The sequence below is a fragment of the Sporosarcina sp. P29 genome (genome assembly GCF_002743265.1).
In the GTDB taxonomy this organism is placed as follows: domain Bacteria; phylum Bacillota; class Bacilli; order Bacillales_A; family Planococcaceae; genus Sporosarcina.
Genome location: NZ_PDYX01000012.1, coordinates 48463 through 70056 on the forward strand (window position 1 = coordinate 48463; position 21594 = coordinate 70056).

Annotated in this window: 25 protein-coding genes, 1 pseudogene and 1 other annotated feature; of the genes and pseudogenes, 23 read left to right on the forward strand and 3 right to left on the reverse strand. The window is 40.2% G+C overall.

The features are described 5' to 3' along the window. From minD to isdG, 23 genes and pseudogenes are all read left to right on the forward strand, one after another. Positions 1 to 801 carry a septum site-determining protein MinD gene (gene minD, locus CSV68_RS11250; protein ID WP_099632989.1) on the forward strand — a complete coding sequence of 267 codons (801 nt, stop codon included), beginning with the start codon at positions 1 to 3 and terminating at the stop codon, positions 799 to 801. Between the two features lie 100 nt (positions 802 to 901). Then, complete coding sequence (locus CSV68_RS11255) at positions 902 to 1444, forward strand: peptidoglycan DD-metalloendopeptidase family protein (RefSeq protein WP_099662185.1); 543 nt, start codon at positions 902 to 904, stop codon at positions 1442 to 1444. Further along, positions 1441 to 2058, forward strand: a complete 618-nt coding sequence (locus tag CSV68_RS11260) for a metalloprotease (RefSeq protein ID WP_099632991.1) — start codon at positions 1441 to 1443, stop codon at positions 2056 to 2058. Before CSV68_RS11255 ends, CSV68_RS11260 begins: the two co-directional genes overlap by 4 nt. A gap of 70 nt (positions 2059 to 2128) precedes the next feature. Beyond that, positions 2129 to 2205, forward strand: a sequence feature (ribosomal protein L21 leader region). A 13-nt stretch (positions 2206 to 2218) separates the two neighbouring features. After that, positions 2219 to 2527, forward strand: a complete 309-nt coding sequence (gene rplU, locus CSV68_RS11265; protein WP_085131022.1) for a 50S ribosomal protein L21 — start codon at positions 2219 to 2221, stop codon at positions 2525 to 2527. Positions 2528 to 2533: 6 nt separating this feature from the next. After that, positions 2534 to 2860, forward strand: coding sequence for a ribosomal-processing cysteine protease Prp (locus CSV68_RS11270; RefSeq protein ID WP_085131021.1), 327 nt, complete (start codon positions 2534 to 2536; stop codon positions 2858 to 2860). 12 nt (positions 2861 to 2872) lie between these two features. Further along, the gene (gene rpmA, locus CSV68_RS11275; RefSeq protein ID WP_083031825.1) at positions 2873 to 3166 is read left to right on the forward strand and encodes a 50S ribosomal protein L27; all 294 of its coding nucleotides are present in this window, start codon (positions 2873 to 2875) and stop codon (positions 3164 to 3166) included. Positions 3167 to 3495: 329 nt separating this feature from the next. Beyond that, positions 3496 to 4026 carry a Spo0B domain-containing protein gene (locus tag CSV68_RS11280; protein WP_099632992.1) on the forward strand — a complete coding sequence of 177 codons (531 nt, stop codon included), beginning with the start codon at positions 3496 to 3498 and terminating at the stop codon, positions 4024 to 4026. A 6-nt stretch (positions 4027 to 4032) separates the two neighbouring features. Then, positions 4033 to 5328, forward strand: coding sequence for a GTPase ObgE (gene obgE, locus CSV68_RS11285; protein WP_099632993.1), 1296 nt, complete (start codon positions 4033 to 4035; stop codon positions 5326 to 5328). Positions 5329 to 5355: 27 nt separating this feature from the next. Beyond that, positions 5356 to 5811, forward strand: a complete 456-nt coding sequence (locus CSV68_RS11290) for an ACT domain-containing protein (RefSeq protein ID WP_029053700.1) — start codon at positions 5356 to 5358, stop codon at positions 5809 to 5811. Positions 5812 to 5842: 31 nt separating this feature from the next. Continuing rightward, positions 5843 to 6727, forward strand: coding sequence for a prephenate dehydratase (gene pheA / locus CSV68_RS11295; RefSeq protein WP_099662186.1), 885 nt, complete (start codon positions 5843 to 5845; stop codon positions 6725 to 6727). A gap of 532 nt (positions 6728 to 7259) precedes the next feature. Beyond that, positions 7260 to 8399, forward strand: coding sequence for a LysM peptidoglycan-binding domain-containing protein (locus CSV68_RS17430; protein ID WP_233192908.1), 1140 nt, complete (start codon positions 7260 to 7262; stop codon positions 8397 to 8399). Positions 8400 to 8405: 6 nt separating this feature from the next. Next, positions 8406 to 9275 carry a phosphotransferase gene (locus CSV68_RS11305; RefSeq protein ID WP_099662187.1) on the forward strand — a complete coding sequence of 290 codons (870 nt, stop codon included), beginning with the start codon at positions 8406 to 8408 and terminating at the stop codon, positions 9273 to 9275. Between the two features lie 12 nt (positions 9276 to 9287). After that, the gene (locus tag CSV68_RS11310) at positions 9288 to 10013 is read left to right on the forward strand and encodes a YebC/PmpR family DNA-binding transcriptional regulator (RefSeq protein WP_099662188.1); all 726 of its coding nucleotides are present in this window, start codon (positions 9288 to 9290) and stop codon (positions 10011 to 10013) included. 180 nt (positions 10014 to 10193) lie between these two features. After that, entirely contained in the window at positions 10194 to 10556 is a 363-nt protein-coding gene (locus CSV68_RS11315; protein WP_099632998.1) for a hypothetical protein, read from the forward strand. A gap of 634 nt (positions 10557 to 11190) precedes the next feature. Next, entirely contained in the window at positions 11191 to 11835 is a 645-nt protein-coding gene (locus tag CSV68_RS11320) for a hypothetical protein (protein ID WP_099632999.1), read from the forward strand. A 365-nt stretch (positions 11836 to 12200) separates the two neighbouring features. Beyond that, positions 12201 to 13076, forward strand: a complete 876-nt coding sequence (locus CSV68_RS11325) for a hypothetical protein (RefSeq protein ID WP_099662189.1) — start codon at positions 12201 to 12203, stop codon at positions 13074 to 13076. Between the two features lie 395 nt (positions 13077 to 13471). Beyond that, positions 13472 to 13768, forward strand: coding sequence for a helix-turn-helix domain-containing protein (locus CSV68_RS11330; protein WP_099633001.1), 297 nt, complete (start codon positions 13472 to 13474; stop codon positions 13766 to 13768). 343 nt (positions 13769 to 14111) lie between these two features. After that, positions 14112 to 14372, forward strand: coding sequence for an IS3 family transposase (locus CSV68_RS17645; protein ID WP_368665181.1), 261 nt, complete (start codon positions 14112 to 14114; stop codon positions 14370 to 14372). Beyond that, positions 14276 to 14854 carry an IS3 family transposase gene (locus CSV68_RS11340; protein ID WP_143561005.1) on the forward strand — a complete coding sequence of 193 codons (579 nt, stop codon included), beginning with the start codon at positions 14276 to 14278 and terminating at the stop codon, positions 14852 to 14854. Before CSV68_RS17645 ends, CSV68_RS11340 begins: the two co-directional genes overlap by 97 nt. Before the next feature lie 86 nt (positions 14855 to 14940). Continuing rightward, positions 14941 to 16267 (forward strand): annotated as a pseudogene (locus CSV68_RS11345) (IS3 family transposase). Positions 16268 to 16757: 490 nt separating this feature from the next. After that, positions 16758 to 16916, forward strand: coding sequence for a hypothetical protein (locus CSV68_RS17195; protein ID WP_158233518.1), 159 nt, complete (start codon positions 16758 to 16760; stop codon positions 16914 to 16916). Positions 16917 to 17431: 515 nt separating this feature from the next. Continuing rightward, complete coding sequence (locus CSV68_RS17435; protein ID WP_233192909.1) at positions 17432 to 17524, forward strand: YebC/PmpR family DNA-binding transcriptional regulator; 93 nt, start codon at positions 17432 to 17434, stop codon at positions 17522 to 17524. Positions 17525 to 17670: 146 nt separating this feature from the next. Further along, positions 17671 to 17991: a heme oxygenase gene (gene isdG, locus CSV68_RS11355; RefSeq protein WP_099634409.1), complete on the forward strand. Its 321-nt coding sequence runs from the start codon at positions 17671 to 17673 to the stop codon at positions 17989 to 17991. Positions 17992 to 18072: 81 nt separating this feature from the next. On the opposite strand, the gene CSV68_RS11360 is transcribed toward isdG, so the two are convergent. The 3 genes from CSV68_RS11360 to tatA all read right to left on the reverse strand — a co-directional run bounded on the left by CSV68_RS11360 (position 18073) and on the right by tatA (position 20956). Further along, positions 18073 to 19821, reverse strand: coding sequence for a GMC family oxidoreductase (locus CSV68_RS11360; protein WP_099634410.1), 1749 nt, complete (start codon positions 19819 to 19821; stop codon positions 18073 to 18075). Positions 19822 to 19838: 17 nt separating this feature from the next. Further along, positions 19839 to 20678 (reverse strand): gluconate 2-dehydrogenase subunit 3 family protein, encoded by an 840-nt coding sequence (locus CSV68_RS11365; RefSeq protein WP_099662192.1) that lies wholly within the window; start codon positions 20676 to 20678, stop codon positions 19839 to 19841. Between the two features lie 74 nt (positions 20679 to 20752). Further along, on the reverse strand, positions 20753 to 20956 hold the full coding sequence (gene tatA / locus CSV68_RS11370) for a twin-arginine translocase TatA/TatE family subunit (protein ID WP_099634412.1): 204 nt from the start codon (positions 20954 to 20956) through the stop codon (positions 20753 to 20755). Between the last annotated feature and the right edge of the window lie 638 nt (positions 20957 to 21594).

Genomic DNA, 21594 nt, shown 5'->3' on the forward strand with positions numbered 1-21594 from the left:
TTGGGAGAAGCAATTGTTATTACTTCTGGTAAAGGTGGCGTTGGTAAAACGACAACGTCAGCCAATCTAGGCACCGCTCTTGCGTTACAAGGGAAAAAAGTGTGTTTAATCGATACAGATATCGGTCTGCGTAACTTGGACGTAATTCTAGGCTTGGAAAACCGGATCATTTATGATTTGGTCGATGTGGTGGAAGAGCGTTGTAAAGTACATCAGGCCCTTGTGAAAGATAAGCGTTTCGAGGATCGATTGTTCTTGCTGCCAGCAGCACAGACGACTGATAAGAGTGCCGTGAATCCGGAACAGATGAAGAAACTCGTTTTAGAATTAAAACAAGATTATGATTATGTTTTGATTGACTGCCCAGCAGGAATCGAGCAAGGATTTAAAAACGCAATTTCTGGTGCAGATCGCGCAATTGTCGTGACGACTCCAGAAATTTCCGCTGTGCGTGACGCAGACCGTATTATCGGACTGCTTGAAGCGGAAGAAGGATTAGAGCCACCGAAATTAATCATCAACCGTATTAGAAGCGGTATGATGGAAAGTGGTGAAACATTAGATGTCAATGAAATCACGACGCATTTGTCGATTGATTTATTAGGTATCGTAATGGATGATCAAAACGTTATCTCTGCTTCAAATAAAGGCGAACCTGTCGTGATGGACCCGACAAACCCTGCTGCCATTGGTTATCGTAATATTGCACGACGAATCTTAGGTGAGTCTGTGCCATTGATGACGATGGAGAAAAGCAAAGCAGGATTCTTCGGCAAAATCAAGAACATGTTCGGCAAATAATACAATCGTAAAACTCAGTGCCTGTTATGGTACTGAGTTTTTTTCATTCGTCATTTAATTCTCCGTCTTTTCATACACTGCAGGTAAGGGAGGGGACGTGATGAAGTGGAAAACAAAATGGATCATCGCAATTGTGCTGATGGTGTCTGTTGTAGGTTTATCCAAACTGGAAGAACGCCAGCTAGTCAATATACCCATTACGCAATATGTGACGACAGGGAAAGATTTTGTGGTGATGAAGAAGTGGGTTTCTTCCTGGATGGCAGATGATGAAGTCATCACGGTGTCCGGGAATTCCGTATTTAATCCATTTGAGACGTACGAATCGTTCCAGCCCTATCAGGACGGCGCTATTATCTCGTATACTCAACCGATGTCGATTACTTCACAAGGAAGCGGGCTAGTCGTCTTTACAGGCTATACAAGGCAGTCAGGAAAGACAGTGACTGTTCAGTATGATAACGGTGATGAGGTAACGTATGGATTTGTAGGCTCGTTCTCGACGCTTCCGTATACGGCTGTAAGGCTTGGGGATGAGATTGCGATGATGGACGAGGAAGCAGTGTATATCCGCGTGAAACGCAATGGGATACCGCTGGAGCCTACTGTGCTGGCAACGTATATGTCAGGCGGTCAGCAATGAAGTATCGTATTCATCCGGTATTGTTACCGATCTTTTTATTTTTCATGATTGTCGGTGGTGTGTCATTGTACGCGATGCTCTTATTCTCATTACTTTTTCATGAACTAGGACACGTATTGGCCGCGCGACACGTCGGAATGAAAATTAGAAGTTGTACTATCTTACCGTATGGAGGGGAATTGCAATTTGTTAATCGGCAGCTGGCAAGTAAACAGCAACGGCTGATCGTGGCGCTCGGTGGACCTGTCGCGACAGCCGTTTTGTTAGTGCTTGGCATGTGTTTGACATTCCCGGGTGATGCGCAGTTTATAAAAATTCAACTGATCTTATTAAGTGTGAATTTATTACCGATTCTACCACTTGACGGTGGACAAGTGGTGTCTGTTTTGCTGGAGACGGAGGCAACGAAATACACTACGCGCTCGAACTTCTTATTGTACTCTATCATCGTGTCAGCATCGCTTTGTGCATATTTAATTGTGTACTTACCGGACAGTTTACCTCTTGTCATTATTACATCATTTCTAGCAGTGCAAAACATTATTTCCTATCGTTTTAGAAGGTACGAGCGGGTATTTGAACAGCTCACTAAAAAAGAAACTTCCTTCTTTTAAAAGATTATAGGAATAATGCTTGACCTGCTCTTTTCTATGTGATAATATTTTACTGTTATTGATTGTAGCACCCGTGCTACAACCGCACTAAACAGGTTCAAGTATTCGTAGGTTGAATCACCTGTCAAGGCGAGTCTGTATAATTAGAGGAGGTGCAAGTATGTACGCAATTATTGAAACTGGTGGAAAACAAATCAAAGTTGAAGCAGGCCAAGAGATCTTCATTGAGAAGATTGCTGGTGAAGCTGATGAAGTGGTGACTTTTGACAAGGTGCTAATGGTGGGCGGAGATGACGTTAAAGTCGGTGCTCCATTCGTAGAAGGCGCAACTGTAACAGGTAAGGTTGTCAAGCAAGGCCGCGCAAAGAAAATTGTTGTTTTCAAATATAAGGCGAAGAAAAACTATCGCAAAAAACAAGGACACCGTCAGCCATACACGAAAATCGTTATTGACGGAATCAATCTATAATCCGGCATGATACATGTCAGAATTATAAAAGAGCCTTCTGGGCGCATCTCAGTTTTTGAGATGGATGGTCATGCAAACTTTGCAGAACACGGACAAGATCTAGTTTGTGCTGGTGCTTCTGCCGTATCATTTGGAGCGGTGAATGCTATTATGCAATTGACTTCGATTGAACCTGATGTTGATCAAGGTGCGGACGGTGGTTACTTACGTGTGGCGTTTCCGGTAACGGAACAAGATGCGCAAGTTCAGCTACTCCTGCAAGCAATGATTATTTCTTTACAAACGATTGAATTAGACTATGCAGATTATATAAAATTATCCTTTGAAAAGTAGGAGGTGGCAGCTATGTTACGTTTAGATCTTCAGTTTTTCGCATCGAAAAAAGGTGTAGGTTCTACTAAGAACGGTCGTGATTCACATTCGAAACGTCTTGGTGCTAAGCGCGCAGATGGACAAATCGTTTCCGGTGGATCAATCCTTTATCGCCAGCGTGGAACTAAAATTCACCCAGGTGAAAACGTTGGACGCGGTGGAGATGATACTCTATTCGCAAAAATCGATGGCGTCGTTCGTTTCGAACGTCTTGGCCGCGACAAAAAGAAAGTCAGTGTCTACCCAGCAGCAACGCAAGAAGCTTAATTGGATAGCGTGACGATGTGAAAAGGACTGCACTTGTTGCAGTCCTTTTTCTTATGTCAAGATTGTCGTGGTATGAGCGGATGTTAGGGAAGTATGAGCGCTTAGGTTGATTGATTGAGCGGATAGCGAGTGTGTATGATCACTTGTACGTTTCTATGAGCGGATACAAGAATTATTGAGCGCTTACCGGGAAATAATGAGCGCATGACTATATAAATTTCTGATTGGCCATATATTTCACGTAAATTGTCACTCGATGAAGATTATTTTAGTGATTTGCGCGTGAAAATGCTATACTAAGAAGTACGAAAACAGCTGGTGGTGAAAAAATGGGGAAGAATGAGCTAAATGTGTCGCAGGCAGTGAGATTTAGTCGACACGATCACATGAATGATCTGCAATTAATCCTCATGAATATTGATATGGGGAAATATTCAGAAGCACGTAACTGCATTCTCGAGAAAACGGGGGACATGCAGCGAGAGGCATTGCTGCAGAGATTGGATATGCCTCTTACTGAGGAATGGATTACGACACTTGGGTGGCGATATCCAGTTCTGAAGGTGCAACTGTATTGTGATATTACAGAAAAAATTAATTCAAGTGAAATTGATCGAGCGTTGGTCGAATACTTGGAACAAGTCGTGCTGGCTGTGGAAGCCAAAATCCAGCGTTATGCAGATTGTCCCGTGACGATTGAAGTCACGACAGAAACTGCTTCTTGGAGTATGCAATTGACATTTACTGAGCTGTACGCGAAGCAACTAGACATCCCAGAATACTCATCTCAGCTTACGGTCGAAGTCCTCGGTGAACCGAATCAATGGACGTTTACCATCAGTGGACAATTAGGAGGATAATAAATTATGTTTGTGGATCACGTTAAAGTATTTGTAAAAGGTGGCGACGGTGGCGATGGTATGGTTTCGTTCCGTCGTGAAAAATATATAGCCAATGGTGGACCATCCGGTGGTGATGGTGGGAAAGGCGCAGACGTCATCTTTATCGTGGATGAAGGATTGCGTACGTTAATGGATTTCCGTTATCAACGTCATTTTAAAGCGGATCGTGGAGAACATGGTCAAAGTAAAAATATGCACGGTCGTAGCGGTAAGCATATGGTCGTTAAAGTTCCGCCTGGCACAGTCGTCAAAGATGCGGAAACCGATACGATTATCGCAGATTTGGTTGAACATGGCCAACAAGCAGTTATCGCGCGTGGTGGGCGTGGAGGACGCGGTAACAGCCGTTTCGTTACGCCACAGAACACGGCACCAGAGCTTTCTGAAAAAGGAGAGCCAGGTGTTAGTAAGGATATCGTGCTTGAATTGAAAGTTCTCGCAGACGTCGGTCTTGTTGGATTCCCGAGTGTTGGGAAATCAACGTTGCTTTCAGTCGTTTCTTCAGCGAAGCCGAAAATTGCGGATTATCACTTTACTACACTAGTACCGAACCTTGGAATGATCGAAACGGATGATCACCGTACATTTGTTATGGCAGATTTACCTGGATTGATTGAAGGTGCGCATGAAGGAATCGGACTAGGACATCAGTTCCTGCGTCACATCGAACGTACGCGTGTTATCGTGCACGTCATCGACATGTCAGGACTTGAAGGCCGTGAGCCGTTCGACGACTATCAGACGATCAATAAAGAACTTGAGCAGTACAATATGCGATTGACTGAACGTCCACAGATCATTGTGGCGAATAAAATGGATATGCCGGATGCACAAGACAATCTGGAGATATTTAAAGAGGCGCTTGGTGATGAAGAGATTCAAGTGTTCCCGATTTCAGCATTGACGAGAACTGGTTTGGATCCATTGCTGTACGCGATTTTAGATCTGCTTGAAACTACACCGGAATTCCCGATGTTGACTGATGCAGATGAAGAAGATGCGAGCAACTCCGTATTGTATAAACACGAATCAACTGGACCTGATTTCGTTATTTCACGTGACGATGATGGAGCGTTTATGTTGTCGGGTTATACGTTGGAGCGTTTGTTCCAAATGACCGATTTCAACTTCGATCAATCAGTCCGCAAGTTCTCACGTCAAATGCGTGGTATGGGAATCGACGAAGCATTGCGTGAACGCGGTGCGAAAAACGGCGATATCGTTCGTATCATGAGCTACGAATTCGAGTTCTTGGAATAAGGAATGGCTCGTTTTGGGGGGAGCAAAATGGAACAAATCGGGGAAGGTCAGTTTTATTTAGTGCGTGAAGATGTATTGACTGAGTCGATGCAGAAAATGTTGGAAGCTAAACGAATGATGGCAAGGGGCGAAGTGACGACGATCCAAGAAGCAACCAAACGGGTCGGTCTGTCACGCAGTGCCTTCTATAAATATCGTGATGCCGTGTTCCCGTTCGAATCGATCGCACGGGACCGGATCTTGACGATTTTTATTCAACTGGAAGATTTAAAAGGTTCCTTAGCTGTGCTTTTGGAAGTCGTCTCAGAGGCGAAATGTAATGTATTGACGATCCACCAGACGATTCCTGTCCAGGGCCGCGCTAATATTACGTTATCGCTAGATGTGACGGAAATGGAAATTAAAGTAGAAGCATTTTTACAGCGACTTAAAGCACCTCGATTTATTGATTCCGTTGACTTAATTAGTTCAGGGGTTTTCTGACCTCTTAAATCAGTGGGGAGATGAAAGAATCATGACAGAAAAGAAGTATATACCTTCCGTTGCGTATTTGGGACCTGAAGCATCATTCACTCATATTGCAGCGTCTGATTTATTCGGCATGGAAGGCTTAACGCCACGTCCGACGATTCCAGATTGTATAGAAGCGGTGACAGAAGGCCATGTTGCCTATGCAGTCGTTCCGTTAGAAAATGCACTTGAAGGTTCCGTACCGTTAACGATTGATTATTTATTTAATAGTGAAGAATTGTTTATCACAGCTGAAATTTCCACGCCAATTGAGCAGCATATGCTAGTGAATAAATCGCAGATCCATCACTTGGATGAATTGGATTCGATTCAGTCTCATCCGCATGCGTTGGCACAATGTCATAAATTTTTGCAATATCGTTTCCGCGGAGTTCCGTTGATTCAGACGACGTCTACGGCAGCAGCAGCGAAATCTATTTCTGAACAGCCAGACTTACGTGTTGCGGCAATTGGCAACCGTTTGGCAGCAGAAACGTACGGCTTACATATAGCAGAAGAGAATATTCATGACTTCCACTTCAATCACACACGTTTCGTCGTGCTGTCGTTGCGCAAGGAGAAGTTAGAGCATTCGAAGCATGCTTCTTCGATGAAGACGACGTTGATGGTGAAGTTGCCTGAAGACGACCGTCCAGGGATGCTACATCAGATTCTGTCGGTGTTCTCGTGGCGCCGGTTGAACTTGAGTAAGATCGAATCACGTCCATTAAAGACGGGTCTTGGTCATTATTTCTTTATTATTGATATTAACGAGTCGGAGGAACATCCGATGATGAAGGGCGCGATGGAAGAACTAGACGCACTAGGCTGTACAGCACGCTCGTTCGGAACGTACTATGTCTACGAGTCTGGTGAATTTATCTCTTAAGGATAGGCTGGCACGGTATACGTGAGTGGATTGGTGCTACGGAGGGGACGCATATCCCATTCGAGGTGGAGCCGACTAGTCACTAGTGCAAAGATATTCTTCGAACGCTTCGCTTTTGCTCCAACAGTATGACTAGTTGATACGTATCAATGTTCATTGCATGTTGGTTTGTAATAGGTAACTGCACTTGAAATAAAACCAGAAAAGCCCCTGAACTTAACTAAGTTCAGGGGCTTTACTAATTCACACATTATCGCAAATAAGAGTTCTATGTCCATCCACTATAAACGTAGGATTAAAGCGGAAGCTCAAGCCACGCCCACCGGAAAAGCGTCCATAGCCTGAGCGGAAATCCCATACACTCTCTAATTGAACTGTCTTCATTCCACCATCCTCTATTCATCAGGATGGTTTTTTATTTGGAATAAACAAGTCCCTGTTGAATATACATAACAAGAGAGGAGGCCTACACATATTGTCACAAAAGTAGGCGTCCGTTCATACGATGGATTGATGGAAGGGGGAATTGTTAGTGGAAGTTCATATTGTCGTCAAGGGTGATACATTATGGAAGATCGCAAGACAATACGGTATACCGTTCGAGGAACTGAAGCGGGTGAATGCGCACCTGGCGAATCCGGACTATATCGTTCCCGGCATGAAAATATTTTTGCCGATGGATAAGAAAAAGCCTCATCATAAAGGTGATCATACGCCACCCCAAGAGAAACCACATGAAAAACCGCACCATGAAAAGCCACACCATGAAAAACCACATGAGAAACCGCATCATGAAGCACCGATGAAGCCGCCACACCAGGAGAAGCCTTCTAAACCGGCACCTCCACAAACGAAACCACCGAAGCATCAAGTGCCGCCGCTACCACAAGCGCCACAGATGCCACAGAGACCACAGTTGCCACCGATGCAGCAGAAGCCTTTGCCACAAGTACCGCCGATGCAACAGCAACCGGTCCCAGCACCGCCACCGATGCCGCAACAATCGCAGACTTCACCAGCAGTGCCTCATATGCCGATGCCGCCTATGCAGGCTCCACCGATGTGGCAGGCAGTATTCCCGATTTGCGGTTGGATGCCAATTTTCGATGCGGACTGCCATCCACATATGCCGCAACAGCCTATGCAGCCTATGCCGCCGATGCAACCGCCTATGCAGGCGCCAATCAAACCGATGCCGCCAAAAGAATCATCTAAGTGGTGTGAAGAGTCACCCCATCACCATAAACCTGTTCCCGCACCGATGCCAGACGGTTGGCAGTTGATCGAATCGAGTTCATTACACATGAAACCGAATCCGATGCCTCAACCAAAGCCGCCTGTGATGCAGCCAATGCCACAACAGCCGATGCCAATGCCAATGCCGCAACAACCAACGATGCCGCCTAAAGCGGAGACGCCACCGTCATGGTGTCCGTCAAATCAGCCGCATTGCTCACCGAATTGGCCGGTCCAGCCTCAATGGCCGACACAACCGGAATGTATGCCAGCGATGCAATGGATGCCGTATCCACAAATGATGCCGATGCCAATGCCACAGATGCCAATGCCGCCGATGTGGCAACAACCTCCAGGTTATCAGGGTGATTGTGGGTGTAATACACCTCCACAACAGCCGATGCCAATACAGGAGGACTGGCACCGAAACCAGTAACCGCGTATGGCAGACAATCAGCGATTTACCAAAATCAAAAAGAATGTCTGGAAAATGGAATCAGGCGGAGCCATGTATTCTGTAAAGAAGTATGCATCACTCGCTCAAGCTGTGAAAGTTCGGCAAGTACATCAATTACTTAGTGCACAACATTTTCCATATATCTTGCCGATTGTCGATAAATCGGATCCTTTGTTAATCATGCAGCCGTGGCTCGAAAATGCGAAAGCGGTCAACTTTAAGCGTAGAATTGACCGTATCGACTCGTTCCGTGCGCTACAAGCATTACATGATACGAAATATACGATTGATTGGCAGTCGATTTCCTGTCTGCCGCATTATCATATGATTGAGAAGTGGGAAATCCGTCTTGCACGCTTTGAAGAGTTGCGGGAAATGTGTGGGGCGTTTCTTACTTCTTCGACGATTGACCAGCTGTTACAGTATGGACGGGGTGCATTGCAGATTGCCAAAAAAGAACCACCTCCTGTTCACTCTCTGACGCTATTGCATGGCGATGTCGTACATCATAATATTTTGCGGGACTCGACTGGGAATATCCGCTTTATAGATTTTGATTTAGCGTGTCTCGGAACCGAAGAGGATGAACGTGTGTTATGGATGCATCGTGTGTTGCCGCAAATTTCCTATAATCCGACTTTTTTGATGGGGGAGCATCCGGCGCTGCAAACCTTGTCAAACCAGTCGTTAGCGAAGCTTTTATATCCAAATGAAGTACTTCGGGAATGGTTGCATCTGTTGTCATTGCCACTAGCGCAGCAACAACGGATGGCTAGCAAACTTCTACATTTTACAGATACTGCGCTCTCACATTGGCCAAGATTATGGTATGATATAGAGCGAATGATGAAGTAGGAGGTTTGATCCATGGCAGGCCATTCCAAGTGGAAAAATATCCAGAACAGAAAAGGCGCACAGGATGCAAAACGAGGAAAGATCTTTCAGAAGATGTCGCGTGAAATTTACGTCGCAGCAAAGTCTGGCGGAGACGATCCGGACACGAATCCAGCTTTACGTCTAGCAATCGATAAGTCTAAGAGTGTGAATGTCCCAAATGATGTTATTCAGCGGGCAATTGATAAAGCAACAGGTTCGGGTGCGGATGAAAACTATGAAGAAGTAATTTACGAAGGGTACGGGCCAGGCGGCGTCGCTGTCCTCGTCTATACCCTGACAGAAAACCGCAATCGTACAGCACCCAATATGCGCGTGGCATTCAATAAAAATGGCGGTAGTTTAGGAGAAACTGGCTCCGTCAACTATTTATTTGAACGCAAAGGCCGTTTGTTCATCGAACGTACGCAAGAAACGGACGAGGACACAGTCATGCTGGCGGCTTTGGAAGCAGGGGCAGAAGATGTTATTTCAACAGAAGATGGATTTGAAATTCTGACGGAACCTTCTGAATTCCTGAATGTAAAAGAAGCGCTTGAAGCGGAAGATTTAGTATTTATTTCAGCAGAAGTAGATATGGTTCCATCGGTTTATGCGGATTTGACCGAAGAGCAACAAGAACAATTTATGAATATGATCGATGCGTTGGAAGACGACGACGATGTACAAAACGTCTATTCTAATGCATCGGATGAGTAATGAATGCATCTAAACGTAGATAAATCAAGGGTTTGAAGAGGGTTTTTATTAAATGTTACATGTAGAAATATCGCTTTTGTTACGATATACATGTATAAATGAACCTGAATTATTTATGACATTCAAAGAGACATTTCCTACAAGTATTGTTGAAAACTTACTTAGTGGGAAGTGTCTTTTTTGTTGTTGGAAGATGTTTTAAAAGAAGTTTTAAAAGAATATATTTATGATATTAAAAGCAAAAACTATTCTGAAAAGGCAAATAGAGGTTTCAAGAATAACAATTTAGCGTCCTTCCAATATATTGCAACAGAATTAGAGTTTAGTGAACTTGAAGGGGCTAAGTCAACTCATATTAAATCCTATTTTATGTATCTGAAAGGAATAGGAAGAAAAGCAACCTACACTAATGGCATATTAAAAAGTGTGAGATCACTGTTTGTTTATTGTGTGAAAGAGGGTTATATCCTTGAAAGAATAATACTACTGTCAAAGGAAACTGATTGTACTTTTCTTTGTAGATACAGGTATACGAGCAAGTGAATTAATCAATATACACCACAATGGTGTACTAGATACAAATATAGAGATTAATTGAAAATGTATAAAATAAAGGTATTTTCTAATTAGTCCAATATTGAAAAAGAACTGAGTATTACAGTTTGGGCTTTGTGTTTTCATACAACATCCCTCTGAACGACAGAGAAATCATTGAGAATCTTAAACGCTAAGAGAGATCAACGGCATGAGCGTTGAATCGATGCTCGAGAAGAACACTTATATCGAGGACATGCAGATGGAGAAGGAGCGTATGATACAAGAGTGGCTGATTGTTGTAGTCAGGTGCGTTTAATGCTCTAGTTGAGTGAAGTGCAAAAGGGTGCAAAAAGAGTAGCAAACTTTGAGTGTGAATTGCGGTGAATAGGGAGAAAAGTGCGAAAAAGTATATATTGCACTGTTATATAGGGAAAATTACAACGAGTGTATCGTGCTAAAAGTGTTAGGACAATCTCAATACAAATTTTAAAATAGTGAAAATTCAAAATAGTATTTCGGAAAACAATTAAATTAACGTCCTTTTAATAGAACACATTTTATTTTTAAAATGGACTTCCAAATTTAGTAGGTATTATGGTAGTATAGAAATAGGATGAAATTGCTAGGAGGGATATATATATTGGATAGTAGTGAAAGTATTAATAAGGAACTGACCCCAAAGAAGAAGAGTAATAAGATCATTATTGTAAGTATTTTAGCTATTGTTATAATTTTAAGTGGAATTTTTGGTGTAATGAAATATCAAAATTTGCAAAAAGAGAAAAAAAAGCAGGAATACGCCACTATCCTAGCAGAAACCTCAGTTGAAATGTATTTTGAATTTTTATTATCAAGTGTTATAGTAGCCAATTACTCCGACGTATGGAGAAACGCTATTGACAAACGAAACGACTTTAGTACAAAAATCAGCGAATATAAAGAGAGATTAACAGAGAATGGAATGATAGAAGCAAGAGAAAAAGGGCGAGAGAAGATAAGAGAGAACATGAAAATACTCCAAAGTCCCCCTGCCGAATATGTGGAAACGTATACACTAATAAAACAAATGTATGGTGTTTATACTAAAATGGTAGATCAGGCGTTGTCGCCTACTGGATCTTTAATTGATTTTAATAGAAAAACCAACGACCTATATAGTCAATTTGAACAACAACAAGAAGAGTTGTTAATTACTTTACCAGCCGATATTAAAAAGTTGAAAGAAGATTACGAGAAAAATAAAGAGGAAGAAAAAGAGGAAGAAAAAGAAATAATTTCAGATTAATTATCTATTGAACACCCTTTCGTTAAGGGTGTTTTTATTATGCATAAAAATGAAATAGAGGAGAAATAGTGTAGATTTAGGTGGCTGATTTTCTCTATTTTTGTGACTTACTTGCAAGGCATTCACTACTTTCCATGGGAACATAATATCGTTAGGTATCGCCTAACTTCACATACATAGTATATGGGAACAGATTTCCCTTATGCTCTTTCCTTATATTTTCACTATTTAGTATTAATCATTGTAATTCAAAATGAAATTCTATGTAGTGGTTTGTACTTACAATATATTAAGCAATCTAACAATTAGAACTTTTTGTATGGTAATATATATACAGGATTATATTACCATAAGGAGAGGTTTTTGTGCGTGAAAGTATATTATTTTTTCCAATACTTCTAATTATTTTAATTGTTGGTTGCAGTAAAAATAATTCTGAGGAGTTAAATAAAAATGATTTAGATGCTGTGGTTAAAGAAGAAAGTAAAGAAGAGCAACAATTAAAAATCGTAGATGACTATAAACGTATACTGGAAGAGGGAAATGAAGAATCTATATTCTTTGACTACTACACTACATTTACTCAAACAGGAGATTACACTAATAGATCAGATGAGATAATTGAAGTGTACAATCTTGCTGTTGAGAGTGCATTTCAAAAATCTAAAGATGATTTTTATAAAAATGAGTATTGGTTTGACTACTCTATAATTGAAGATAGTTTAAATGAAAAGATAATAAATTTCCGTAAGCAAGAAATAGAAAACATAACTAACTCCATGAAATATCCGATCATGAATGGAGAGTACACAAAAGCAAAAGAAGCATATTCACGTTTTATTAAAAATGAATCTACGGATGCAATGTACGAGTATGCAAAAAGTAAAGAATTAGATGAAACGGGCTACGTACCCAGTAACCCATTCGTTAATATCTCACCGTTCTATGATGGTGTTTTATCTGATGAAATATTGGATTATGCATCAGCCATAAATGGATCACTAGGTGTATGGATTGAGAGATATAACTCAATTAATTCAAGAAATTTAGATATTGTTAAAATCGAGATAAAGAATCCGACACTTGGTATGTCTAAAGATGAAGTCCTTAAATCTACGTGGGGAGAACCAGATAAAGTTAATAGAACTGTTACATCATATAGTCAAAGAGAACAATGGGTTTATCCAAACTATAAATATCTTTATTTTACTGATGAAATTTTAACAGCTTTTCAAGATTAATTAAGGTATTATCTCTTTTATGTCGAATTGGTTTTGATATAAGGGGGTGAATGATATGTATAAAGTCAAGAAAGTTACGTTATTAGAAGCGGTTTCCAGCATGAATATAGATGATGTCATTAATAAGTATTTAGAGAACAACCGTCATGAGATAGTAATTGACATTAAATACACTGCCTATTAAACCGACATAGAGGAAGAACATAGGGAAATAAATGGTCCCCGAAGAGAACTAGTACATTCAGCATTACTAGTAATAGGCGAAGAAATATAAAAACTATTTAAGTCACATCTAATAAAATGTACCCTATACGAAAGACACTTTAAAAAAAGTCTATCCTGTGATGTGCACCCAAAAAGTTAGAGCTACAATCTAACTTTTGGGGTGTTTTCTTATGGTTAAATATAGCGAGAAGTTTAAGCTGAAGCTTGTTCAAGAATATCTCGATGGACGATCCGGGTATAAGACATTGGCTAAAAAGCATGGCGTAAAAGCTGATATACAGATAAGGAATTGGGTGAACGCTTATAAAAAGTACGGTGTGGAAGGATTATTTAGAAGGAAAATCCGTGAAGTTTATCCTGTTCAATTCAAGCTGGATGTACTAAGCTTTATGAAAAGGACAGGCGCTTCGCGGTCAGAAACGGCACTTCACTTCGGGCTAACCAATCCATCGATGATCTCTTCATGAAAAAGGAAATTCCTTGAAGGCGGTGAGGAAGCCCTAGGACCAACCGAAAGGACGGCCAACCGTGTCAGACAAAGTGAAGAACGTTAAAAGTACACAGCCTGCTCCACAGGAAGAGATGACGCGTGAACAGAAATTAGAAAGAGAGAATGAACTCTTGCGTTTAGAGGTAGAAAGTTAAAGGCTTTTCAGATGGATCCCGACGGCTATCCCGAAAAGCACAAACAGCGGTATCATTCGAACTCAAAGAAGAATTTCGATTGAAGGATGTCCTTCAAATTCTAGGCATTCCTGAGTCTTCTAACATTATCATGTCAAACAATTGAAACGAAATAATCCAAATCAAGTGCTCGAAGAAACCATTCAATCTATTTTTGATGAACACGATGGTAATTATGGCTACCGCAGGATTCAATTGGAGTTAAGGAATCGTGGAGTTATAGTAAATCATAAAAAAGTGCAGCGGATCATTCGTAAACTCGGAGCGAAAGATGACAAATTCATTCGTAAATCACGGGGTATCGCTCATATAAAGGAACGATCGCAACCGTGGCAAAGAACCGAATTCACCGTCGTTTCAATACGTCGATTCCCTATCAAAAATTGATAATGGATATTACAGAATTCAAGTGTTCCGATGGTCGAAAACTCTATCTTAGCCCCATTATGGATATGTATAATGGAGAAAATCTATCCCATGGCATCGGTATGCATCCAACACTCGACTTCGTTATGAAGCCTTTAGAAAAAGCACTTCAGATTGTGAAAGACTCAAGATATCGAACGACGATTCACTCCGATCAAGGCTGGCACTATCAACATAAACAATGGGTAACTACGCTCAAAGAACACAAAGTGTTCCAAAGCATGTCGCGAAAAGGAAACTATTTAGATAATTCTCCTATGGAAAACTTCTTTGGCTTATTGAAACAAGAGATGTATTATGATGTACCACTGCGCACGTATGAGGAACTAAAACGAGATATCGAGCTATATATTGATTACTATAATAACAAACGGATCAAACAGAAATTGGCTGGCATGAGTCCGGTACAATACCGTCTTCACACCAGCCAACAAGCTGCGTAATATAAAACTCTAACTTTTAGGGGTGCACATCACCTATGGGGTACTTTTGTTTATAATTAAGAAAAAAGATGTCGTAGCGGATAAATATGACTGAACGATTGTTTACCACAAGAGAACAAGAACAATTACAATGCAATCCCAACGTACAGGCAGTTAGTGACAAAAACATCACGTATACCGATAAATTTAAACGCCATTTTATTGCAGAAAACGAAAAAGGGAGAATGCCACGAGAGATTTTCGAGGAAGCATGCTTAGATGCTGATTTAATAGGTATAAAACGAGTTAGATCTTCAGGAAATCGCTGGTGTGCAGCCTACCGAAAAAGTGGTGTAGAGGGCTTACAGGATACACGAAAAAACAATTCAGATCGCCCGATTGAACGTGACCTAACACCACAACATACAATCGAACGACTAGAAGCGAAGAATCGTTTATTACAAGCGGAGAATGAACTGTTAAAAAAACTTGATCTACTCGAAAGGCAGAAGATGAAAAAGAAATCACAATCCAAACGACACGGAAATACGAACTAATTGACTACATCATCCGAACGTATAAATTAGAACGGTTGGTGAGCTACTTATGCGAAATCATGGAAGTCTCCCGTTCGGGCTACTATAAGCACTTTGAAGAGAAATCTAAACAGAGACGTGCAACACAAGAACAGGCAGATGAAGTCGTAAAGGAAATCATTTTACGGGCCTATCATTTTCGAGGAAGAAGAAAAGAGGCACGCCAAATTAAGATGACACTTCAGAATCAGTATGGCATCACGTATAATCTAAAACGTATCCGCTGTATTATGAAGAAATTTGAGATTATCTGTCCGATCGGCAAGGCCAATCCAGCACGTCGTATGGCGAAGGCAACGAAGGAGGCACATGTGAAAACACGTTACAACGCGAGTTTAAGCAAGGGGTAGCTGAAAAGGTATTATTGAATGATATCAAGTATTTGACATATGGAAATGGCAAACGTGCTTACTTGTCAACGATTAAAGGTACCCAAACGAATGAGGTATTAGCCTATGAACTCTCGTCTTCTTTAGGTCTGGACATCGCAATGAATACGCTTCAGAAACTAAAGAAGCATCGTCATATACTGACAGGTGCCTTTATACATTCAGATCAAGAGTTTCATTATACGAATCCTAGATATTAAGCAGCTGTGAAGAAAATGGGGTTAGGGCAATCGATGTCACGTATAGGAAAATGTTAGGATAACGCCCCACAAGAATCATTTTTTGGTCAAATTAAAGATGAAACCAATATAAAAGATTGCGTGACACTAGAAGAAGTGAGACGAAATATTAAGAGTTATATGACGTACTACATTCATTATCGAGGTCAATGGAATTTGAAAAAGCTGCCGCCTGAAAAATACAGACAACAGCTTCAACTAACAGCCTAGGCTTTTTTAAAACTGTCCTTTACAAAGGGGACATTTTATAAATGATGTGGCTTTTATTATAGATTAAAAGCGAGTTGTTTTGTTAGAAAGATTTTCATAGCGGTGTATTTGGAGTGAATTTCTAATGAAGTGAAAGATAAAAATAAATAATTTACAACGTGTCGAAATCGAAGTGAAAGGCATAAAGTTAACTCGGCAAGAATTAATTGTTTGCTTAAAGGAAAATGGACTATCCCCCATACAGAATATCTAGCAAGTAATCCCGAATGAGTAAGAGCTATATATGCAACATCACTATCTATACTTGAATCACTTGGAAAAGTTCCTGAGAATTTCAAGAACATCAAAATGGACGAAATGAGCATTAGTCAATTCAGTGAGATATTAATCGTAGTATTAATCTTCTTATACAAAAGGTGCGTTCTATGCAAAAGACACCTCGTACAACGGATACATTCATGCTGTTTAATTAAAGGAAGGGGGTACATAGATGAATTACTTAATGAGCACACAATCATTAAAAGATACATTCAATAGTTTATCCACTGAGGTATTGATTAATGATGTTCCTCATCAAGCAGTTATTACAATGGCACACCTAGGAATGCAATCTAAGAGATACATTCATTCATTCAAGGTGACTATGTAGTATTTAATGAAGGTACGTATCTTGTCGTAGAAGATGTAGTCAATCCTTGAGAAGTTTAATATAAAGCTACAATTGAATATTGTAATTATAGGGCACAAACGCCAGATTTTGTTGAGAAAGTGTTAGTAGGTGTTGATCCTGACACAAAAAACGATTTATGAAGAAATAATAAAACCTGGAATACACTTTATATCATTTGTTAAACAGGACAATATAAATATAGTAAACGGAGGATTTAGATTAAATACATCACAATTTACCATGATTGCACCTAACCATGCAGAATTGGATAAAAGTCTAAAACTCAACAATATAATAGATATATATGACCGTAAATTTAAGATAGTCAATATTAATAAATTGCGTACAGGTTATTAGAGATTACTTTAGAAAAGACACCTTAAACATGACAAGTGTAATACTCTATTTCAATTATGATGTACGGCATACAAATATCGCATTTTAGTGGTAATACTGTTACGATATATCCAACAATAATTGTACGAAATATTTGAATGGAAACCTTGATATATCAACGTTTAATGATCGATGCGTTTGAAGACGACGACGATGTTCAGAACGTCTATCCTAATGCATCGGATGAGTAATGAATGCTAGCCAGTCAACAACTTTTAAGCAAGTAAAGTTGTTAACTGGTTTTTTTGTTGTTGACAATGATAATGAGATTCATTATCATTTAACTTAGTTGCTGAAGAATTTATACTCTTTAGTAGAATAAAAGGGGGAATTAATTATGATTATCGTAACAAACACAAATAAGATAATAAAAGATCGTGGACATGAATTGGTTACGCGTTTTGATAAAAAAGGAAAAGTGGAGCAGATGGAAGGGTTTTTAGGACTGGAAGTATTGTTCACGGATAATTTACCAGATTATGACGAAGTGACGATCAGCACGCGTTGGGAATCAAAAGAAGCTTTTGAGGCATGGACGAAAAGCGATGCATTTAAGGAAGCGCATTCACATCGCGACGGACAGCCTGGATACGTTATTAGCAATAAAGTGTCATTCTATGATGTTAGGGTAGTACGTGATCCAGTTGTTGCGGTGTAAATGCAAGCATCGTGTGTAGAAGTTCAGAAAAAAATCACCCCTCACTTTTGAATTGCCAAGTGAGAGGTGATCGGATATTGATTATGCTTTAACGCCAGAAGATTTTGGCTGCGTCAAGAGACCGCCTTTTTCTTTTAAGTATTTTTCAATACCTTCAGCTGCACGGTATGAAAGTGCACCGATTGTTGGGGTAGGGTGGTGACTACTGAAGTGTGGTAGTGCAGATCCGCCAACGACGAATAAGTTTTCCATTTCCCACAGTTGCAAGTAGTTGTTTACCGCAGACGTTTCTGGATCTTCACCCATAGCTACGCCGCCAATATAGTGCATTCCGCCATAAGTGTGGTCAAATTGGTCTGGAATTTCGTCCTGATCAATAATGTCCGCACCCATTGCTTCCATGATTTCTGTACATTTTTCAATACCGAATTTCGCGATGTTCTTATCTTGATCTGTTAATTTATTGGTAATACGTAGTACTGGATCTCCAAACTCATCTTTATACGTAGGGTCTAAGTCCATAAAGTTGTGCCACCAAGGCATAACTGCTGCGGAGTACCAAACCGTTAACGTACGGAAAGCATAGAAGAGTGATTTTTCTTTAAATTCTTCACCCCATGTTGGTGTGCCTTTAGGAACAAAGTTATTCTTAATGGCCCCATCTCCGTATTGACGAAGTTCGATTCCACCACCATGAATGAAGTCTAGATCTGTGTGGTCAAATAAGTCCGCTTCATAATCGCTTACAGCGCCACCTAATCCGCCAGCACCCATATAGTAGTTGAATTTCTTGTCGTTAAAGAAGCCAGTTGCACCTAGGAAAGTACTGTTGAATTGTCCTGTAAAGTTACGGCCAATCGTTCCTTTTCTAGTCTCAGGGTTATAGATTTCACCAATATCCGATAGCATGAGCAGGCGGTTATTTGAGAATGTGAATGCCGCAAGAACGACAACGTCAGCTGGTTGTTCGAATTCTTGTCCTGTTCTTGTGTCAGTATATAAAACGCCTGTCGCTTTCCCGTCTTTATGAAGAACTCTTCTGACGAGTGAATTGGTTCTGATTTCACAGTTACCAGTTTTGCGAGCAGTCGGAATAACTGTTGCAAGAGGATCTGATTTTGAACCGAAGTCACAGCCGTACATTGTACAGAACGAACAGAACATACATTGGTTCAATGTCTCACCATCAGGATTTGTATACGTTTGAGACATGTTTCCTGAAGCCATTTGATAAGGGTGTAAGCCGATCTCTTTTGCCGATTCTTTAAACAACTTAATCGCAGGAGAAGCTAGCATAGGTGGGTTTGGATACTCATTTGATCTCTTGTCACCAAGTGGATCAGGTTCTCCTGAAATCCCAGCCGTTTGTTCCCATTTAGCATAATAAGGCTCTAGTTCATCATACGTAATTCCCCAGTCACGAATTTGCATGCCTTCTGGAATTTTGTCTTCTCCATAACGTTCGATTGTTTTTGAACGAATTTCGAAGTCATATGAGCGCCAGCGGTATACGGAACCTGCCCAGTGCATACTTCCGCCACCAAGGTCTGTCCCTGTGTTCATATCTTTTTGCAAGCGTACAGGTAGTGCAGCATCGCCTATTGAAACACGAGACGTAATCGTATCGCCTGTTAATTTTTCAATCATTTCATGTCTGTTTGTATAACGTAACTCATCTTTAACACCTATAAAATCTGAACGTGTTTGATCTTTACCACGTTCCAACATTACGACTTGATAGCCTGCTTTGGAAAGTTCAGCTGAAACAATACCGCCAGCCCAACCACTACCAACGACTACAACGTCTACTTTATCTAATTTTTTAGCCATTTATGCGTCCTCCTAAATTAAAGCCCTTGGTAATTACGTAAACTTGAAGGCTCCATTACAATAAACTCTTCTTCTTCGATTTTATCTAAAAAGCTCATGATCGGCCCAGGGTATTCTTTCATTCTCCAAGCTTCCATATTACGATTTCCACCGTAAACAGGATCTGCATAAACGCCTTCGATAGTTGTTTGACGCAACAAGCTAAAGAAGTCTGCGGAATCTACCCCACTGAACTTCACTACACCTTTTTCAAACATTTGTAAAATTTCATCCTGCTGTTTAGGTTCTAGATTAACAAACCGCTCACCAAATTTATCTTGTGAAGTTTTCTCCATAGCGTTAAGCCCTTCAAGGAAAAATGTACCTCTCGTCATTTTCGTTTGATAGTTAGCCGTACCAGCCGGTAACTTCACAACAGTGGACGATGTGATGACTTCATTTGTTTGACGTTTTTCTTCTTCATATACGTCCGTTTTTGTAATCGATGGGAAAGGACCAACCATATAGTCATTCGCATTTCTTCCCCAGTTGCTTGCACATTGGCGGTCAATGAAATAAGGCACACCTAGTTCGATTGCCCCCATGCCATTTTTGTTCTCTGGATAGATTCTTTCAGTTGCAGCAGATAGCAACGCGAAATCTTCATTTCGACTGAAGAACGTACGTGCATCAAACGATACTTGTTTGCCTGCCTGCGATGTTGTTTCATCCTTCGTACCTTTTTGGAACTGATTCGTTAGCAAACCACCAAATAGTGATCCACCTAAAAGTCCACCAGCGACAAGACCGCCACTCTTCAAAAACTTTCTTCGGCTTAAATCTTGAGTATCTTGATTGGGATTTTTGTTATTGGTCATAGTGTAGTTCCTCCTTCACATTTGTCATGAAATGTGGCGACAATTGCCGAGGCAAGTATAATCGCACCGTTTCTTTACTTTATAGACTCAGACTTTTCTGAATCTGTTTTCTTATCCTTGTCGTCTTCTTCTAGAATATCTTTTGTTGCCTTTTTAAATTCTGCTAACGTTTTACCGACAGCGGAACCAATTTCCGGCAATTTTCGCGGTCCGAATAAAATTAGAATAATGACTAAGATAATTATTAATCCAGGTACACCGATTGATGCCAAACTCATAAAACTCCCTCCTCTTACATTATTTTTTACATATTTACAATGTATTGGTAGAGCTCTGGCTAGTTTGCTAAATTCGTAAGGGAATTCTGGCCCTTATATATGATAGTGTTATTCGACAAAAAATGCAAAGTAATTCTACGAAGTTTTTTAACAATTATATTGCATGAATAAATAAAATAATCTGCTTATGGCTTTTCTGAATAGATGTAAAATTAGGAGTAGTTTCAGTATTGAAATGGTTGAATACCTAACATAAACTAACTGATTTTTATTCAGGAGGTGCCATGAAATTATAATTCACTAATTTTATGTAATCATTTTGTTCGAGAGTAAGCTACTTCATGCTTTTGAAAAAATAGATGAGTAGTATAGTTGTTCACGTTTCACTTCTGAGCCACTTATCACAAATCTGTGTAATTCACAAAAGTAGGAAGTAGTAATGAAGTATTGGGAAAAATGAAACTTGTTACACTTAATAAACGTATCCAATTTAGTAGACAAATTTATATATGTAATAGTAGTAACTTCCATTAAAGGAGAAATCGGTTATTGATTCAATATGCTAGTTTAAAGTAATAGAAAACGAATCGTGGCGCTATAGTGTAAGAAATCAAATGTATGATGAAAGCATGTATAGG